Source organism: Acinetobacter sp. BWR-L5, from assembly GCF_039655985.1.
Lineage (GTDB): Bacteria > Pseudomonadota > Gammaproteobacteria > Pseudomonadales > Moraxellaceae > Acinetobacter > Acinetobacter johnsonii.
Genome location: NZ_JAGFEV010000007.1, coordinates 64,539 through 80,275, shown reverse-complemented (window position 1 = coordinate 80,275; position 15,737 = coordinate 64,539). Strand labels below are relative to the sequence as shown.

Below are 15,737 nucleotides of genomic sequence, written 5' to 3'. Positions count from 1 at the left end.
GATTAATCTATACTTTTCAAGCTTATTTTTTCTTTTTAAAGTTTAGATATTCTTGATAAGACTCTTCCGCAAAACGTCGTAATGAATCACCAATGGCTGCATATTGAAATTCATTCAGATTTGCCAAAGACGCTCGTGCAGAAGGATGTTGTACACCAAAACCTGAGCCCGGAAGTAAAACAACCCCCGTTTCATCCGCTACACGGAAAAGCAACTCGGTTGGGTTTTTATTTTTCATAACCCAATCTGCAAACTCATCACCATACAGCGTCCGCGAAGTATTTTCCAAATTCACCAGCGTATAGTAATCGACAGCATTTGGATCTTGAGGAACATCAACACCCAGTTGTCGATACAGCGCTGCATCACGCTCACGAACCACAGATTTAACCGCTTTTTTATAGCTTTGACGTGAATCCATTAAGTTAAATAGCGCAAATAAAACCATTTGAACTTGTTGTGGTGTCGACAGTCCAGCGGTGTGATTTAGAGCGACATTACGACTATCTGCCACCAGACGATCAATAAACTTGATGCTTGATGGATCAGTCGTTAGCGATGAATAACGCTCTTCTAGTTCTTTTTTATCTTTTTTAGATAATTCAGTAAGCTTCTTATCCAAAATATTATTGTTGGTCGTGGCGATGACACCTAGACGCCAGCCTGTCGCACCAAAGTATTTTGAGAACGAATAAACCAAAATGGTGTTGTCTGGACAAATGGCGAATAGTGATTTGAAATTATCGGCAAATGTTCCATAGACATCATCGGTCAGGATAATCAGATCAGGACGCTTTTTAACAATATCAGCCAAAATTGCCAAGCCTTCATCACTCATTTTGACCGAAGGTGGATTACTTGGATTCACCAAGAAAAAAGCTTTAATTGATGGATCTTCTAATTTTCGGAGCTCTGACTCTGGGTATTGCCATCCCTGATTTGGATCCGCCTCAATCAATACTTCTTCCAACTGATAATCATTGAGTTTTGGAATTTCTAAATAAGGGGTAAAAATTGGAGTGCCGATGGCAATTCGATCACCCTTAACAATAATTTTATTCTCTTTAAGCGAGTTAAAGATATATGCCATGGCTGCTGTTCCGCCCTCTACTGCAAACAGATCTAAGCCATCTTTTGGCATACCCTGCACGCCCATTTCGCGTAACACATACTCTTTAATGATGGTTTCGCTCAGACGTAACATACGATCTGGAACAGGATAATTACAACCCAAAATACCTTCAACCATTTCCAATAAAAATGCATCAGGGTCTAAGCCCAACTGGTCTCTAACATAAGAAATCGCTTTTCCTAAAAACACTACGCCTGGTTTATCACGATTTTCAAGTATAAAGTTATCAAAGCGAGATTGCAGGCCTACAGGTCGTGGAAAACCACCGAGTCCTTCTGGCATATATGAAAATGAAAACTCAGATTCAGTTGCAGAAAATAAACCAAGTTGGAAAAAAGCTCTACGAGGGACAGTTGCAAGGAAGTTTGGGTTTCCTCGGCCTGCATTCAGCATCATACGGTCAGTTCGACTTTCTGCGAGCGCAATCAGTTTATCTTTTAATTCAAATGGGCTTAGTTTTGCATATTTTGAGTAATCAACGTTCCCCATGGGAAGTCTCCTTTAATTATAGTGAAGCTAAAGATTTATTGTTAAACATCAATTTTTAAGCTAAACCCACAATCAGTGGACCCAGCAAGGTTAAAAAAACATTGGCCAATGCATAGGTAATTGCAAAGGGAACCGTAGGAATTGAATTGCCAGCTTTATCGAGCACGCCACCAAATGCAGGGTTTGCACTTCGTGAACCAGTTAAAGCACCAGCCATCACTGCGACATTGTCATAACGCAGAACATAACGTGCGAATAGCATCGAGAGAATCAGTGGCACAACGGTAACCACGACACCAATCATAAATAGTGATAAACCACTGTCTTTAATGGTTTGAATGGCTTGTAACCCCGACTGTAAGCCAACCGCAGCCACAAAACCTGCAAGACCTAAATCTTTAAGTAACTGCGAAGCTGCTAAAGGCATATTGCCATGAACTTGGTTTCGACTACGTAGCCAACCAAACAACAGACCTGATAAAAGTGCGCCACCGCCAGCACCAAGTGTCAGAGGAACATCACCGATACGCACAACAAATAAGCCAATCAGTAAGCCCACCACCAAACCAGCACCATGGAAGATCCAGTCTGTTTTTAAGCTTTCTGGTAAGGCCTTACCTGCTTCTTTAACTAAACGCTCAAGATCACTTTTGGTTCCGTATACGGTCACCACATCGCCTTGACGTAGGATAGTTTCATCACTTAAGAGTTGTGTTTCGTCCTGACGTTTAATGCCCAGCACATAAATGCCATGTTTAAGATAGTCAGGCGTATTGGCTTTGACATCACCTAATGTTCGATTGATGTATTTAGAGTTTCTTAAAATGACATCCGTCGTATCCATGACCATTTCCATACCCTGAGAAGATTGGAGTTCGGAGCCAATATTCTCTGCAATAGAAACGACACTTGCTCTGCGACCAACGATGAGAACTACATCATCCGTTTGCAAAGTAATTTCAGGCGATACATCGATAAACTGATCTTTACGTTTAAGCCGCTCAATGGTAATACCTGACTTTTGGGCTTCTAATTCTGCAATCGTTTGACCAGATGCTTGTTGAACTTTATAAATCCGTCCCACAATTTCTGGCATCGCCAGTTCCTGACCCGGTGCAAGTTCAAAAGCACCTTTTAAACGCTCAGACTGTGCTTTAAGTGCGTCATCATGAATTTCTCGCCCCATAAATTTCGGCAAGATATTCACACAAATAATAATCGCACCTAGAGAGCCAAAAATATAAGTCACAGCATAACCAATTGCGACATTGGCTTGCAGTCGTTGAATCTCTGCCATTGGCAAATCTAAGCGCGAGATAGCATCACCTGCCGTACCAATAATGGCAGATTGTGTCATCCCGCCTGCGGCTAAGCCCGCAGCCAAACCCTTGTCTAGATCGAATATTTTCGCCATAGCGAGGACGGTAATAAGCCCGCAAATGGCCATAAAGGCAGCCAGTAGAATTTCTTTAATCGACTGAGGTCCGAGAGATTTGAAAAATTGCGGACCACTTTCAAATCCAACTGCATAAATAAATAGTGCAAATAGAATGGCTTTCACACCATTGTCAACAGGTACACCTATCAGACTTAGAATCACTGCAACCAATAATGATCCAGCGACACCACCAAATTGGAACTTACCGAATTGAAATTGACCAATCCAAAAACCTATTGCCAATGACAAAAACAATAGAATTTCGGGACTATGTTTTAATTCACCTTGTAGCCACTCAATCATATTATGGACTCACTTTATTATTAGATTTATCATTAAAACTAAAGTTTATTTTTCCATTTGATAAAATACTCCTCAGAATATATAAATGCAAATATATTATTTTATCTATAAATGATGATAATTAATTATTTCAAAATAACTTAAAAATATATAGGTTTTTCATTCTCATATAAACAAAGTAAAATCATCTGAATTAATATTTCATACTGTAACAAAAATCATTTATTTTTATTTAACATAGTTTATTTAATCTTTATTTTCTTTTCAAAATTAATATAAATAACTGATTTAACTATTTTTATAAATCCTGTTTTTAATAGAATCGATCTCTTTAATTTGTGATCCGTGTCACAATTATGAATTCAACATATCTCAGCTTTATTTGAACCTATTGATAAGTTTAATGAACTATAAATTCGGTAGCTACCAACAATAAGTAGCGCTTAATTTTCATATTGAATTCCACAGTTAAAATACTATAAAAAAAGCCCATCAAATGAGATGGGCTTTTTTAACAAGGACAAATACTTACTTCATACTTGCAAAAACTTCTTTCGCTGCTTGCAGGGTAAATTCAATGTCTTCATCAGAATGGGCAGCTGAAATAAAGCCAGCTTCAAAGGCAGATGGTGCAAGGTTCACACCACGGTCTAACATGCCATGGAAGAACTTACGGAATGCATCAATATCACACTTCAACATCGAGTCGAAGCTAGTAATGTCTTCTTGATCGGTAAAGTACAAACCAAACATACCCCCTACTTGTTGCGTTTTAAAAGCAATACCCGCTTCATCAGCCGCGGCTTGTAAACCCACAAGCAGTTTTTCTAGCTGCGCTGTCAATTTTTCATAAAAACCATCTTGGCGCAGGTGTTTAAACATCTCAATCCCTGCACGCATTGCAAGTGGATTCCCCGACAGTGTTCCAGCTTGGTAAACTTTACCCAGTGGAGCAATACACTCCATCACTTCTCGTTTCCCACCAAAAGCACCGACGGGCAAGCCTGCACCAATAATCTTACCTAAGGTGGTTAAATCAGGAGTCACGCCATAGTGAGCTTGCGCACCACCCAATCCAACACGGAAACCAGTCATCACTTCATCAATGATAAAAACAGAACCATGTTCATCACATACATCACGAATCGCTTGTAAGAAGCCGTCGATTGGTTTGACTAGGTTCATGTTCCCTGCCACAGGCTCCACAATCACCCCTGCAATCTCTGAACCAAACTTCGCAAAGCACTCTTTTAAAGTAGCAATATCGTTATATGGAAGAGTCAGTGTGTGTTTGGCAAAGTCGGCAGGAACACCTGCCGAAGTTGCTTCACCTTCGCCGCTGGTTAGCAAGCCAGAGCCTGCTTTTACTAGCAGTGAATCTGAGTGACCGTGGTAACAGCCTTCAAATTTTACAATCTTGTCACGACCTGTATAACCACGTGCAAGACGAATGGCTGTCATGGTTGCCTCAGTACCTGAGTTGGTCATACGAACCAGCTCAATTGACGGCATAATTTCGCAAATAATGTCAGCTAAAGTTGTTTCATGTACGGTGGGTGCACCGAAACTTAAACCATCCACTGCAGCATTTTGAACTGCTTTAATAATTTCAGGATGAGCATGACCTAAAATCATTGGTCCCCATGAGCCCACATAGTCTACATAGCGCTTACCATCCACATCGTACAAGTATGCACCTTGCGCCTTTTCAATAAAGACAGGCGTTCCGCCTACGCTATTAAATGCACGTACAGGTGAGTTCACACCACCCGGAATATGTTTGCTTGCTTGTTTAAACAATTGTTCTTGCTTTGGAGATAAGCTCATGAAGTTACTCAACTCAAAAAATAAAAAAACATCTAAAAACGCTTAAGCTTTAGATGCAAATAAATCAGCCCACTGTTCTATACGATCAGGAATCGCAGACATTGATAGCCCTAATATATCACTAATCACTGCGCAAAGGTCGGCACCAGCTTCGATCACTTCACCTGAATTTTCAACTGTTAAGCCACCAATCGCACAAATCGGCACATTCAATTTGGCTTTGGCTTCCTTTAAAGTCTGCAAGCCAATATTGCCTGCTTCTGGCTTGGTCTCAGTTGCGTAAATTGCACCAAAAGCGACGTATGTTGCACCTTCAGCAATGGCTTTCTCTGCCAGCTCAATCGAGTTCAAACACGTACGACCAATCACTGCATCTTTTGGCAGGCGTGCGGCAGCTTCGGCAACTTCGCCATCACCTTGCCCTAAATGCACACCAACACCGTATTTGACTGCCATTTCTAAGTCATCATTGATCACAAAAGGAACACGATACTCAGCGCACATCGCTTTCATATACTCGACTTCGTAAGCCTGTTCTTCTTTGGGTACTTTTTTACGGCGATACTGCAAAATGGCAACCTCACGTGTTGCCATTGCACCTTCTAATTTAGCCAAAAGTAGCTCTAAAGGATCATCATTTGTAATTAAATATAAACCGCGCATTTAACTCTACCTTTGGGTTATGTCGTTCTATTATAAAGCCAAAGGCGACTGATGCTTTAATGAGTTGGGACTGAAAATGCTTTGCTTTGTACAAAAATCCCGCGACTAAGCTCAGGCTATATAAAAATACCTATTTTCAGTGATAGTCGCCCCACCGCTTTCGCAGTTTAATGGATACAGAAAGCAACAAGAATAAAATAAAAATAACAACTTTATAACAAGAATAAGAGACACGCAGCGATCTAATACGGCTTTTTAGCTTTTTAAACCAGTGGTGTTTGAACAACATCATAAAAGCTAAAAAGCCGCATATTTTATTTAAAATCCACATAAAAAAAGCCTAGAGAAGGTCGCTCTAGGCTTGGAAAACTAAAAGCACTTTAAAGTTCAAAGCACTTATATATTATTTGGTGAAAATATAAACAACGATCTCATTATTAGAACATTAACTCATACTTTGCAACTGTTAATTTCAAGCTTTTCATAAAACTTTCATGATGAAGTCACAAAGTGCTTCACTAACTTGGAATTTTATCCAAAGCACGATCTTGTAAGCTTAAATTTCCACGTAAAACATCGGAAAACATGCGCCAGTCAGAAATAAAACTATACAAAGGCTGTTTAAAACTGGCTGGCTTATTTTTTTCAAAAACAAAATGACCTACCCACGCACAGGCATAGCCAGAGACTAAGCCGTATATAAAATAACGCGGCTTGCGTTTAAGTATGGCTTTAGAGAAAAAGTACAGTCCAATTGAACTGCCCGCAACGTGTAGCCGACGACTCATGATGTTACGGTGTTCTGTTAGATAAAAACGATAAAACTGCTGAAAGTCCTTAATCGGCAACTGGAAATTAGGTTCTACATCACGTTCCTGTTTCGGTTCAACCTGTGCATTCATCTGTCATCATCCTGATGGTTTTCTACCAAAATAGCTGAAAATCTTCAGTCTGCAAAGTGCAATCGCCTCAAAGAAAGCTTCCAATAAAAACAGAATTATTTTTTGATCAATCTCTCACTGCAACTTTGTTTTATTGTGTCGTCAAGTCTTACATACTGTCTCTTTTTCGCTACAATTCAGGTGTACATTGGTGTGCCTTTAGCGCACATAAAACAAACTACAGATCATGCATCTAAATACATAAAGGCTTGGCACTGACCTAGCCCCTCAAATTAGGAATTTTTCATGGTTGAAATTGAATTAAAATTTCAGATTAACGAAGCACGACGTACCGCCCTTCTTAAAGCTTTAGATCCTAAAAAGTCTGAAAATATTCAACTTCAAGCCAAGTATTTTGACACGTCTGACCGCCTTTTGGCTCAACACGGCGCTGCTTTGCGTCAACGTCTTGAAGGTCCTTGCTGGATTCAAACACTCAAAGCCGCAGGTAAAAGTCATTTACACCGTTTTGAACATAATCACAATTTGGGCGAATTAGAGTCATCTCCTGAACTCGACCTCAGTATTTATGAAGCTATTCCAGAGGCTCAACAGATTCTAACCCAAGCTTTAGGAGCGGATGCGACTGCATTAAAGCTCACCTTTGAAACGGACATCCAACGCACCTATCGCGTCATTGAATTTGAAGATGCTGAAATTGAAGTCTGTTTGGATATCGGTGTAGTTCGTGCATCTGGTCGAGAACAGACCATCCATGAAGTAGAGTTTGAGCTCAAATCAGGTTCTGTTCAGTCGCTTTTGGCTTTTAGTTTTGAATGGGTGAAGAAGTATCAACTGTGGTTAGATGTTCGTAGCAAAGCTGAAATGGGTAACTTACTGGCACTTGAACAAACAGTGAGTCCAGCACGTTTTGAAAAAGAATTTGTCTTATCAAAAAAAGAAAGTGCGGCACATAACCTGAGTTTGTTGATTGGTCAGCAAATGCAGCATTTACTGCCGAATATTGCTGCAATTTCAGCAGGTGTTGCTGAGCAAAGCCATATTAATCAGGCACAAACCGCTTTAGAGCACTTACAACTAACCTTAGCTTTGTTTAAGGACTGGAATAACAATATTTCTGATAAATGGGCGATGCAACTTGCCGCATTTAAGCATCAGTTTGATCATTTACAACATTTGCAGCATATGCAAAGTACCCTAGGCGCATTTTTACAAAATCCAACTACTACAGAAAATCTTGCCAAAGACATTTTATATGCTCAAGAAAAGCTTGGAAATTTAGTTAAATCGACGCAGAACGTGCATCATTATCTTGAATTATTGACCTTTAGTTTAAGTTCACATGATCAGGTACAAAAGCAGGATTTAAAAACCTATGCGCACAATACCCTTCAAAACCAATATCGACAGCTACAAGAAAGCTTGAATGCTGCAGATATTAGCCACTTTGAAAGCTTAGATGTATTGGCGCAGAAAATTAAGGAATTGAAGTTTAGCTTTCCTATTTTAACGTCCATTTATGATGTGAAAAATTTGCAGAAATACAGTAAAGCGTTGAATGATGCCCAACAAGCTGCACATGAATATCAAATCTTGGCGACTTCAGCTGCATATATTCAACAGACCGAACTTGAAGCCAGTGATTGGTTTGTTTTGGGCTGGCTCACAGCAAAACTTGAAGTCTATGCCGATAAACTTTTAGAGGCGACAGAACAGTTCTTAGTTAGCCGTAAATTCTTAAAATAACGCTCTGTATAGTATAAGCAGTCATGTTAAATACATGACTGCTATCGTCCCCCACAAAGCCTGATAAGACCTAAAACCATGATAGAAAATCATAGTTGGTCGCTTCAAACCGCTAATTTATCTATGACAAAGCGGCCTATTATCAGAATAATACAGGCTTTATCTTCATTTTTATTCTTAAAAAGTAAGCCTATACATTCCTACTCAATGTAGGTTTATTATCACTTCGAAGTAACCATCTGTACTTATTAACTCTGCATATTTCTGACGACCATCTCATTTTAAAAGTGACATCTAGCCCACTATTTCTGCTCTTTTAGCTGATACCTATTCAAATCTGGTCTTTTTTTACTCAATTTAGCATATAGTAAAACGTAGGTTGTCATGAGTCAGGGCTATGCAAGAGATTGAGTTTAAGTTTCAAGTTCCAGTTAAGAAGCGTAAGGCCTTGCAAAAAGCTTTTACACTGCTCAAGGCTGAGCCGATTCATTTAGCAGCCCAATACTTTGATACAGCGGATCAAACACTTGCTAAGCATTGCATCGCGATTCGACGGCGGCAGGAAAATGATACATGGAAACAAACCTTCAAAGCACTGAATACCGCAAAAGCATTGAGTCGCTTTGAACTTGAATTTGATATAGAGCCACCTGAGACGACTACACTCGACTTAGATAACTATAAAAAAGATTATTCCGTTATCTACAAAAACTTAAAACGCGCTTTGGGGCTTCCACTTCCAACCCTTGAATTGCTCTTTGAAACCAACATCCAACGTTTACGCGTTTTGCAGGATATTGGAAGTAGTACACTTGAAATTGCTCTCGATATTGGCAAAATTTTTAAAGAACAAAGCAGTGTGGATATTTTCGAAATCGAATTTGAATTAAAACAAGGATCGATAGAAGATCTGATCGCATTTATACAACCTTGGATTCAAAAATACCAACTGAGTCTCGACACACATAGCAAGTCAGACTATGGCCTTCAGGCTGTTCGTCAGCAAAGTTCCTTTTCAGCGCAGTATCAAACACCTCTTGTACTGAACAGAAGTTCAAGCGAAGTTAAAGCTCTACAAAGCATACTGGCCAATTGCCTACAGCACTTACTTCCCAATGCCAGTTCAATTGCTCGACAGCAGTATTCCAGTGAGCATGTACACCAAGCCCGCGTGGCAATTCGCCGCTTACGTACCGCACTGAAAAGTTTTGCTGCATGGTCGGATGCCATTCAACCACACTGGAAAGCGGAACTCACCACTATTTTTCAAGCCTTAGGTGGAACACGTGATATCGATGCGCTGAACGAAGACTTACTCCCCCAACTGATTGAGGCTGGTTATCCTTTAGACCATCTTGCTCCAAGTACAGAAGCCATCACTGATGTCTGTGCCCTGTTCCAACGACCAGAAACGACGCAACTTTGGCTTGAATTAATTTTATTTACAGAGCAAGAATTAGATTCGCCTTCAAAAACCAAACTGAAAAAACATGCACTCAAAGTGATACAGGCTTTACACCATAAAATATGCGTACATGCCGAGCACTTTAGCCAGCTTGAAGATGAGGAAAAACACCGTATTCGTAAACAAGTCAAACAACTGCGTTATAGCATTGAGTTTGTGGCATTTTTACTCGAAGCAAAAGCATTAAAAACCTATTTAAAAAAACTCAAAGCAGTTCAGGAAAACTTAGGGCACTATAATGATTTAGTGGTTGCAGAAGCTTTATTTCAACAAGCCCCTGAACCAGAAGCCGCTTATAGTTTTGCCACAGGATGGATCGCCGCGGAAAAAAATAGAATGCTGAAATTGGTTGAACAACGGCTGTTGCTGCTCAGTCAAACCAAAAAGCTGAAATAGCCTTTAAACCAAAATATACATCAACAGTGAAAAGCTCTTCTATAAGTGAATTTCCTGCCGACACTTAAGTTAACGATACTTTCCGTACACCTTCCACGTATTGTTATCTGCTAAGGGGGCGTTATAGCTATCACTGCGCTGCTTACGTGGTTTGTCTCGTGCATCGACCAGTTCAAAGTGTGCTTCGGTACTTAACACGATACCATTTACATAAAATCGGGTACGGGTATATTCACTCTGCCCATGCTGAAACACATAGGTTCTGAGGTCAATAAATTCCCTATGCGCAACCAAGGCAGCGTTATCATCGCTGTCCAACCAAGCGCGCATGGCTTGGACTTGCTCTGGCTCAAACTGCCCACATTTTTCGATTAAGCTTGCAATACCGCGAAAACTTTTAGATTCTTTGGCGCGGGTTTTATTAATCCGAATACGATCGACGTGAAAATAAAACAGCGGTAAGTTCAAATGACTAGGTAAATGAATTGCATCCAACACTTCATCTTCCATAAAAGGTTGGAACAAGTCTTGTGCCCGCTCAATCAAACCCATCCACTGACGGTAGTAGTCCTCAACTTCCGCTTTCGTGCCATAGTAGATCGGTAAGCCTTCGACATTGGCTAAATTTTGTGGTGGCCAAATGTTTTGACGCAATAATGCAATATCACTTTTTAAACTTTGTACCGCAATCGCGTCTTGCATGGATATCCTCTATTTTATTGCTTAGGCTATTTTTAGATTAAGGCAAAGGTTTAGTTTCTGCAAGGCTTTGCCTATAATGCAGGCTGAGTTATTTATGTATTTTAGGACAAGTTCATGGTTCAGAAGATTGAAGCAACAGATGTAACCGAAGAAGAAGCGTTGAATGCTGCTTTTTTTGAACGTGCAGATGAATTTATTAAGCAAGCCAACGATTTTTGTCGCACAGAAAAAGGTTCACAAGTGAAACCTGCTGAAATACGTGGCCAAGTGAGTGCTGCGATGTTGTTTGGTACAGCCCGTTTTAACACGTGGGTGGCAGCCAACAACTTTAAAGATGGCGATGAAATGCGTGATGCCAAAGAGCAAGTGATGTCTTATATTTTGCAGCAGTTCCAAATGATGCTTGAAGACAACTATGACGAATATTGTGAACAGTTTGAGAACTACCTTCGTTTCCGTCATAACGAAGAATTTCATGCCAATAAGCATGACCACAAACACGATCACTGATCAATCAAAGCCTGCTTCGTGCAGGCTTTTTTCATTTCGTCGTATTTGAAACGAAATACAATGTTGCAACACCTCAATTTACAGTATGGTAATCGCTAAGGAATATGACTTAGGGAAGAACATGCAGCATTTGGACTTTGCACTCATCGATCCACACATCCACCAGTGGGACCCCTATAACACGCCACATGCAGCGGCTTTGGCAGTCAAATTATTGGGCAAGCATCCTAAGCTTTTGGACAAAATGGTTCGTTTGGTGAAACCTAAAGATCTGATTGAAACCATCGGTCTAACCCGTCATATTACACGTCCTTATTTACCTCATGACTATAAACGCGATACTGGCCCATACACAGTAGAACAAGTGGTGCATGTCGAAGCCAGTTGGCATCACAGCAAAGGCAAAGGTGTGGTTGAGGAAACTCAGTTTATCGAGTCTTTAGCTTTTGGGGTAGATACCGTCAAATTGGGTGGCATTGTCGCAACAGCTGACCCACGTGATCGTAACTTTAAAAAGATCCTAAAATTACACCATAAAGCTTCACCACACTTTCGTGGTATTCGTAAAATGGCGTCTTTTCATGAAGACAAAGCAATCCATGCGTGGACAGATGAGCCACAGTTATATCGCAATAAAAAATTTCTCAAAGGTTTCGAAGTACTGTCCCAATACAACTTGAGTTTTGATGCTTGGGTTTATTCGACACAGCTTGAAGATGTGATTTATCTGGCCAAGCAGTTCCCAGAAACTTCCATTGTGCTGGATCATTTGGGTACACCTGCAGGTTTATTTGGCCCAATTGGTGCAAATACAGGCATGACACAAACGGCACGGGAAAATATTCTCTTTCGTTGGAAGGACGACTTAGCTGAGCTTGCAAGCTGTCCAAATGTCTATACCAAAATGTCGGGGCTTTTCATGCCTGTATTAGGACATCGCTTTCATAAAGAAGGTCGACTGGCTTCCAAACAAGAAGTCTTTGACCTTGCACATCCCATGATTACACATGCCCTCGCCTGTTTTGGAACCTATCGGGTGATGTTTGCCTCTAACTTTCCTATGGATTCGGTCAGTACATCGTTGGTGAATATTATCGATGCCTTTAGCGATGTCGTCGCAGCCTATGACCCTGATGCTTTAAAACGCGTATTCCATCACAATGCCAAACAGTTTTATCGGCTTTAATTAAAAAAAATAAGAAAACTATTTTATAAAACCTATGATACAAAGAACCCCTCAATTTTGAGGGGTTCTTTTTAAATGAAAACTGAAATCTTTAATTTTTCAGCGCTGGTTGCGCTTTGCCATATTGGTCAGCCATCACTTCAACCAACTGATCCAGCTTAATATACTTCTGAATCACCGCATCAACATCGGCTTTACTAATTTTTGCCAATGCTAAATCACGCTGTTCGCGATCCAGTAAAGTACGATTACGCTTCATTTGAGGAATCAACATGCGATGGATATTGCGACTATCTTCAAGTGCAGTCACACGCTTTTTCAAAATATCAGCCTTGGCAGCTTCCACTTCCTGTTCAGTAACGCCTTTGGCCAATAACTCATTCAACACTTTATAGACCGCCTGAGACACTTGAGCCGATTTGCCTGCGCTATAGTTTGCATCAATCGTTAGCGCTCCTGACTCCGTCCAGTCATCCAACGAAATGCTGCTGCCGAAACCATAGACCAAGGCATTCTTTTCACGTAGCTCTTGCGCCAAACGAGAAGACAACTGCGACTCACCTAAAATGTGCTCGAGTATCTGTAAAGCAGGTGCATCTGGGTGGTATGTACCCACAGGGAACGTCATAATGCTCTGATAGCTACCAAACTCACGCTGCTCTGACAGTGCATGTACACGCTGCGCTTTATATGCAGTAAAGTCAGAAGTAATCCGCTGATAAGGCGCTGCCGAATTCCAGTTTGCAAAAGCCTGATTTAAAGTCTTTTTCATCTTTTTCGTATCAATCACGCCCGTTACCGAAATTTGTGCATGATTCATCGCAAAAAACTGCTGATACAGCTGTTTAACCTGAGCTTGTGTTGCGGCCTGATACTGCTTCTTGACATATTCAGGCTCGAAGTGATGTCGAATATCCCCAATTGGATAAGTTTCAAGTAAACGAGCAATGGTTAAAGCCGCTACAGTTTCAGGTTCTGTATACGGTCGATCTAGACTTGCTAAGCTTTGTGACTTAATCAAATCAAACTGGCTTTGTTCAAAGGTTGGATTTTTAAGTACATCTATCACGAAGTTAAAAAATTCATCAAACTTTTCTTTCTTTGCCACGATTGAAATATTGATGCCGTTACCATTACTTGAGGCACTTGCTCCACCACCCGCATCTATAGAATGATCGGCAATATCTTGCAAGCTATATTGAGTTGAAGCTCTGAGCAGTAAATAAGAGGTAAGATCTAATAACTCTGCTTTATTAAACAAACTTTCTGCAGTACCAAAATCAATCGAAATGGTGGCATAGGTCTTATCGTCACGCGTGGTACTTGAGTACAGCGCATATTGCATGCCATTTTTTAACTTGCCACGCTGAATTTGTTTTTCAGCACTTTCTAAATACTGCTTTGAGCTTTTTACATATCCAGCCACTTCTGCCTTATACGCACTGACATCTTTCAATGGTTCTTCAGCCACGGCTTGTTGGTCTAAAGTTTTTGCTGGGGTCGCTGCTGCCGCTTGTTCAAGTGCTTTTTTCTGATCTTCTGGGGTCGGTAAAATAGTGCCTGAAATACGATGCTCAGGCACTAAAAAGTCATCTAAACGTTGGTTCACATCAGTAACGCTGAGCTGTTGTAACTGTTGCTGATCTTTAAAGTATTGTGTCCAATCACCATTGGCAGAAACCACGTAGTCACTGAGCATGCCACCGACTGCTGTTGCGCTGCTGAACATGCTTTCTTGTGCATTTTTAATCATACTCTTCACGCGGTTGAGCTCAACCTCGTTGAAGCTTGGTGTTTTTTCTACACCAGTAACCAAAGCTGACTCGACTTTTTTCACATCATGGTTGGGGGCATAAACTGCGCCCATAAACACCATATTGAAATCTTGGTCTAACCATGTGGTCGACTGAACAGCTGTAGCCGTTCCCGTTTCTACAATGCTTTGGTACAAATGTCCACTGGGTTGCATGGTGTATAAATACGGTGACACCGCCAACGCGGTCTTAATGTTCTCATTTTTACCATTCAGGTAGATATTATATTTGGCGAAATTACTGCCTTTTTTCACTACAAACTGGCGTTCTTTAATCTTACTTGCATCTAAGACAGGCACTTTGACTTTCGCAGGTACAGCACGCGCTTTAATCGCACTAAATTTTTCATCAATCTGCTTCAGTAGAGCAGCTTGATCAAACTTCCCCGAAATGACAAACACCGCATTATTCGGTGCATACCAGTCACGATAAAACTTATTCAGCTCAGCCATTTTGATTGACTGTAACTCGTTTAAATCACCAATCGGTAAACGCCCTAAATATTGATTGCCATAAGCGGACTTCCACATCTGATCCATGAGCACTGAAAAAGGCTGATCCATGCGGACTTCACGCTCGCGTTTTACAATCGCGATTTCAGATGGTACATATTTTTCTTGGAGCACCAAGCCGTCCATACGCTCGGCTTCAAGATGAATCAGCTCATTAATCGCATTTTGTTCAGGACGAACTACATTAATGTATTTGGTTGAGTAATAATCTGTGCTGGCATTATTCATTAAACCGTATTGATCTAAACGGCGCTGAAACTCGTCCCCTGGAACATTTTTAGTTCCCTTGAACGCTAAGTGTTCCAATAAGTGCGCTAAACCACCCTTACCTTTTGGGTCGTTCAATGAACCAGTCAAATAGACCATATTCATATACACTTTATTTTCTTTATCGTTTGGCGCAAGAATAATGCGTAAACCGTTATCTAATTTATATTCTTCAATTTTCTGTTCCGATTTTACTAATACGGGTTGTGCCCATACTGTGCCCCCAAAGCCAAGTAGCAATACCGACAAACTCAATGTTTTAAAACGCATTAACATTATTTTTCCAAACAATTCGACAAAATATGAATGATTCTCAACATCATAGAGGAAAGTTAAATTATTTTTATAGTAATTTGGTGAAAAATAGCATTTTAATCAATGCTTA

11 protein-coding genes are annotated in these 15,737 nt (G+C 40.5%); 4 read left to right on the top strand and 7 right to left on the bottom strand.

The features are described 5' to 3' along the window. Positions 1 to 22: 22 nt before the first annotated feature. The 5 genes from JZ787_RS13500 to JZ787_RS13480 all read right to left on the bottom strand — a co-directional run bounded on the left by JZ787_RS13500 (position 23) and on the right by JZ787_RS13480 (position 6,754). Complete coding sequence (locus tag JZ787_RS13500; protein ID WP_346312588.1) at positions 23 to 1,621, bottom strand: bifunctional aspartate transaminase/aspartate 4-decarboxylase; 1,599 nt, start codon at positions 1,619 to 1,621, stop codon at positions 23 to 25. Positions 1,622 to 1,676: 55 nt separating this feature from the next. Further along, the gene (aspT, locus tag JZ787_RS13495) at positions 1,677 to 3,362 is read right to left on the bottom strand and encodes an aspartate-alanine antiporter (protein WP_168159283.1); all 1,686 of its coding nucleotides are present in this window, start codon (positions 3,360 to 3,362) and stop codon (positions 1,677 to 1,679) included. 528 nt (positions 3,363 to 3,890) lie between these two features. After that, complete coding sequence (gene hemL, locus JZ787_RS13490; protein WP_078424990.1) at positions 3,891 to 5,189, bottom strand: glutamate-1-semialdehyde 2,1-aminomutase; 1,299 nt, start codon at positions 5,187 to 5,189, stop codon at positions 3,891 to 3,893. A gap of 42 nt (positions 5,190 to 5,231) precedes the next feature. Then, the gene (thiE, locus tag JZ787_RS13485) at positions 5,232 to 5,852 is read right to left on the bottom strand and encodes a thiamine phosphate synthase (RefSeq protein WP_346312587.1); all 621 of its coding nucleotides are present in this window, start codon (positions 5,850 to 5,852) and stop codon (positions 5,232 to 5,234) included. Positions 5,853 to 6,370: 518 nt separating this feature from the next. After that, positions 6,371 to 6,754 (bottom strand): DUF962 domain-containing protein, encoded by a 384-nt coding sequence (locus JZ787_RS13480; RefSeq protein WP_346312586.1) that lies wholly within the window; start codon positions 6,752 to 6,754, stop codon positions 6,371 to 6,373. A 285-nt stretch (positions 6,755 to 7,039) separates the two neighbouring features. Between JZ787_RS13480 and JZ787_RS13475 the strand changes: the two genes are divergently transcribed. After that, positions 7,040 to 8,500 (top strand): CYTH domain-containing protein, encoded by a 1,461-nt coding sequence (locus JZ787_RS13475; RefSeq protein ID WP_346312585.1) that lies wholly within the window; start codon positions 7,040 to 7,042, stop codon positions 8,498 to 8,500. A 397-nt stretch (positions 8,501 to 8,897) separates the two neighbouring features. Continuing rightward, positions 8,898 to 10,361, top strand: coding sequence for a CHAD domain-containing protein (locus tag JZ787_RS13470; RefSeq protein ID WP_346312584.1), 1,464 nt, complete (start codon positions 8,898 to 8,900; stop codon positions 10,359 to 10,361). A gap of 69 nt (positions 10,362 to 10,430) precedes the next feature. Here the strand turns inward: JZ787_RS13470 and JZ787_RS13465 are convergent, their stop codons facing one another. Beyond that, complete coding sequence (locus tag JZ787_RS13465) at positions 10,431 to 11,063, bottom strand: hypothetical protein (protein WP_178927894.1); 633 nt, start codon at positions 11,061 to 11,063, stop codon at positions 10,431 to 10,433. A gap of 114 nt (positions 11,064 to 11,177) precedes the next feature. Here JZ787_RS13465 and JZ787_RS13460 point away from each other — a divergent pair, with 114 nt between their 5' ends. Then, complete coding sequence (locus tag JZ787_RS13460; protein WP_004696747.1) at positions 11,178 to 11,573, top strand: DUF3144 domain-containing protein; 396 nt, start codon at positions 11,178 to 11,180, stop codon at positions 11,571 to 11,573. A 121-nt stretch (positions 11,574 to 11,694) separates the two neighbouring features. Next, positions 11,695 to 12,759, top strand: a complete 1,065-nt coding sequence (locus tag JZ787_RS13455) for an amidohydrolase family protein (RefSeq protein ID WP_234964317.1) — start codon at positions 11,695 to 11,697, stop codon at positions 12,757 to 12,759. A gap of 91 nt (positions 12,760 to 12,850) precedes the next feature. Here JZ787_RS13455 and JZ787_RS13450 read toward each other — a convergent pair whose 3' ends face one another. Continuing rightward, complete coding sequence (locus JZ787_RS13450) at positions 12,851 to 15,628, bottom strand: insulinase family protein (protein ID WP_346312583.1); 2,778 nt, start codon at positions 15,626 to 15,628, stop codon at positions 12,851 to 12,853. Positions 15,629 to 15,737: the final 109 nt, after the last annotated feature.

Coding starts and splice junctions, on each gene's coding strand:
- JZ787_RS13500 (WP_346312588.1), bottom strand. CDS start 1,621: ATGGGGAACGTTGATTACTCAAAATATGCAAAACTAAGCCCATTTGAA.
- aspT (WP_168159283.1), bottom strand. CDS start 3,362: ATGATTGAGTGGCTACAAGGTGAATTAAAACATAGTCCCGAAATTCTA.
- hemL (WP_078424990.1), bottom strand. CDS start 5,189: ATGAGCTTATCTCCAAAGCAAGAACAATTGTTTAAACAAGCAAGCAAA.
- thiE (WP_346312587.1), bottom strand. CDS start 5,852: ATGCGCGGTTTATATTTAATTACAAATGATGATCCTTTAGAGCTACTT.
- JZ787_RS13480 (WP_346312586.1), bottom strand. CDS start 6,754: ATGAATGCACAGGTTGAACCGAAACAGGAACGTGATGTAGAACCTAAT.
- JZ787_RS13475 (WP_346312585.1), top strand. CDS start 7,040: ATGGTTGAAATTGAATTAAAATTTCAGATTAACGAAGCACGACGTACC.
- JZ787_RS13470 (WP_346312584.1), top strand. CDS start 8,898: ATGCAAGAGATTGAGTTTAAGTTTCAAGTTCCAGTTAAGAAGCGTAAG.
- JZ787_RS13465 (WP_178927894.1), bottom strand. CDS start 11,063: ATGCAAGACGCGATTGCGGTACAAAGTTTAAAAAGTGATATTGCATTA.
- JZ787_RS13460 (WP_004696747.1), top strand. CDS start 11,178: ATGGTTCAGAAGATTGAAGCAACAGATGTAACCGAAGAAGAAGCGTTG.
- JZ787_RS13455 (WP_234964317.1), top strand. CDS start 11,695: ATGCAGCATTTGGACTTTGCACTCATCGATCCACACATCCACCAGTGG.
- JZ787_RS13450 (WP_346312583.1), bottom strand. CDS start 15,628: ATGTTAATGCGTTTTAAAACATTGAGTTTGTCGGTATTGCTACTTGGC.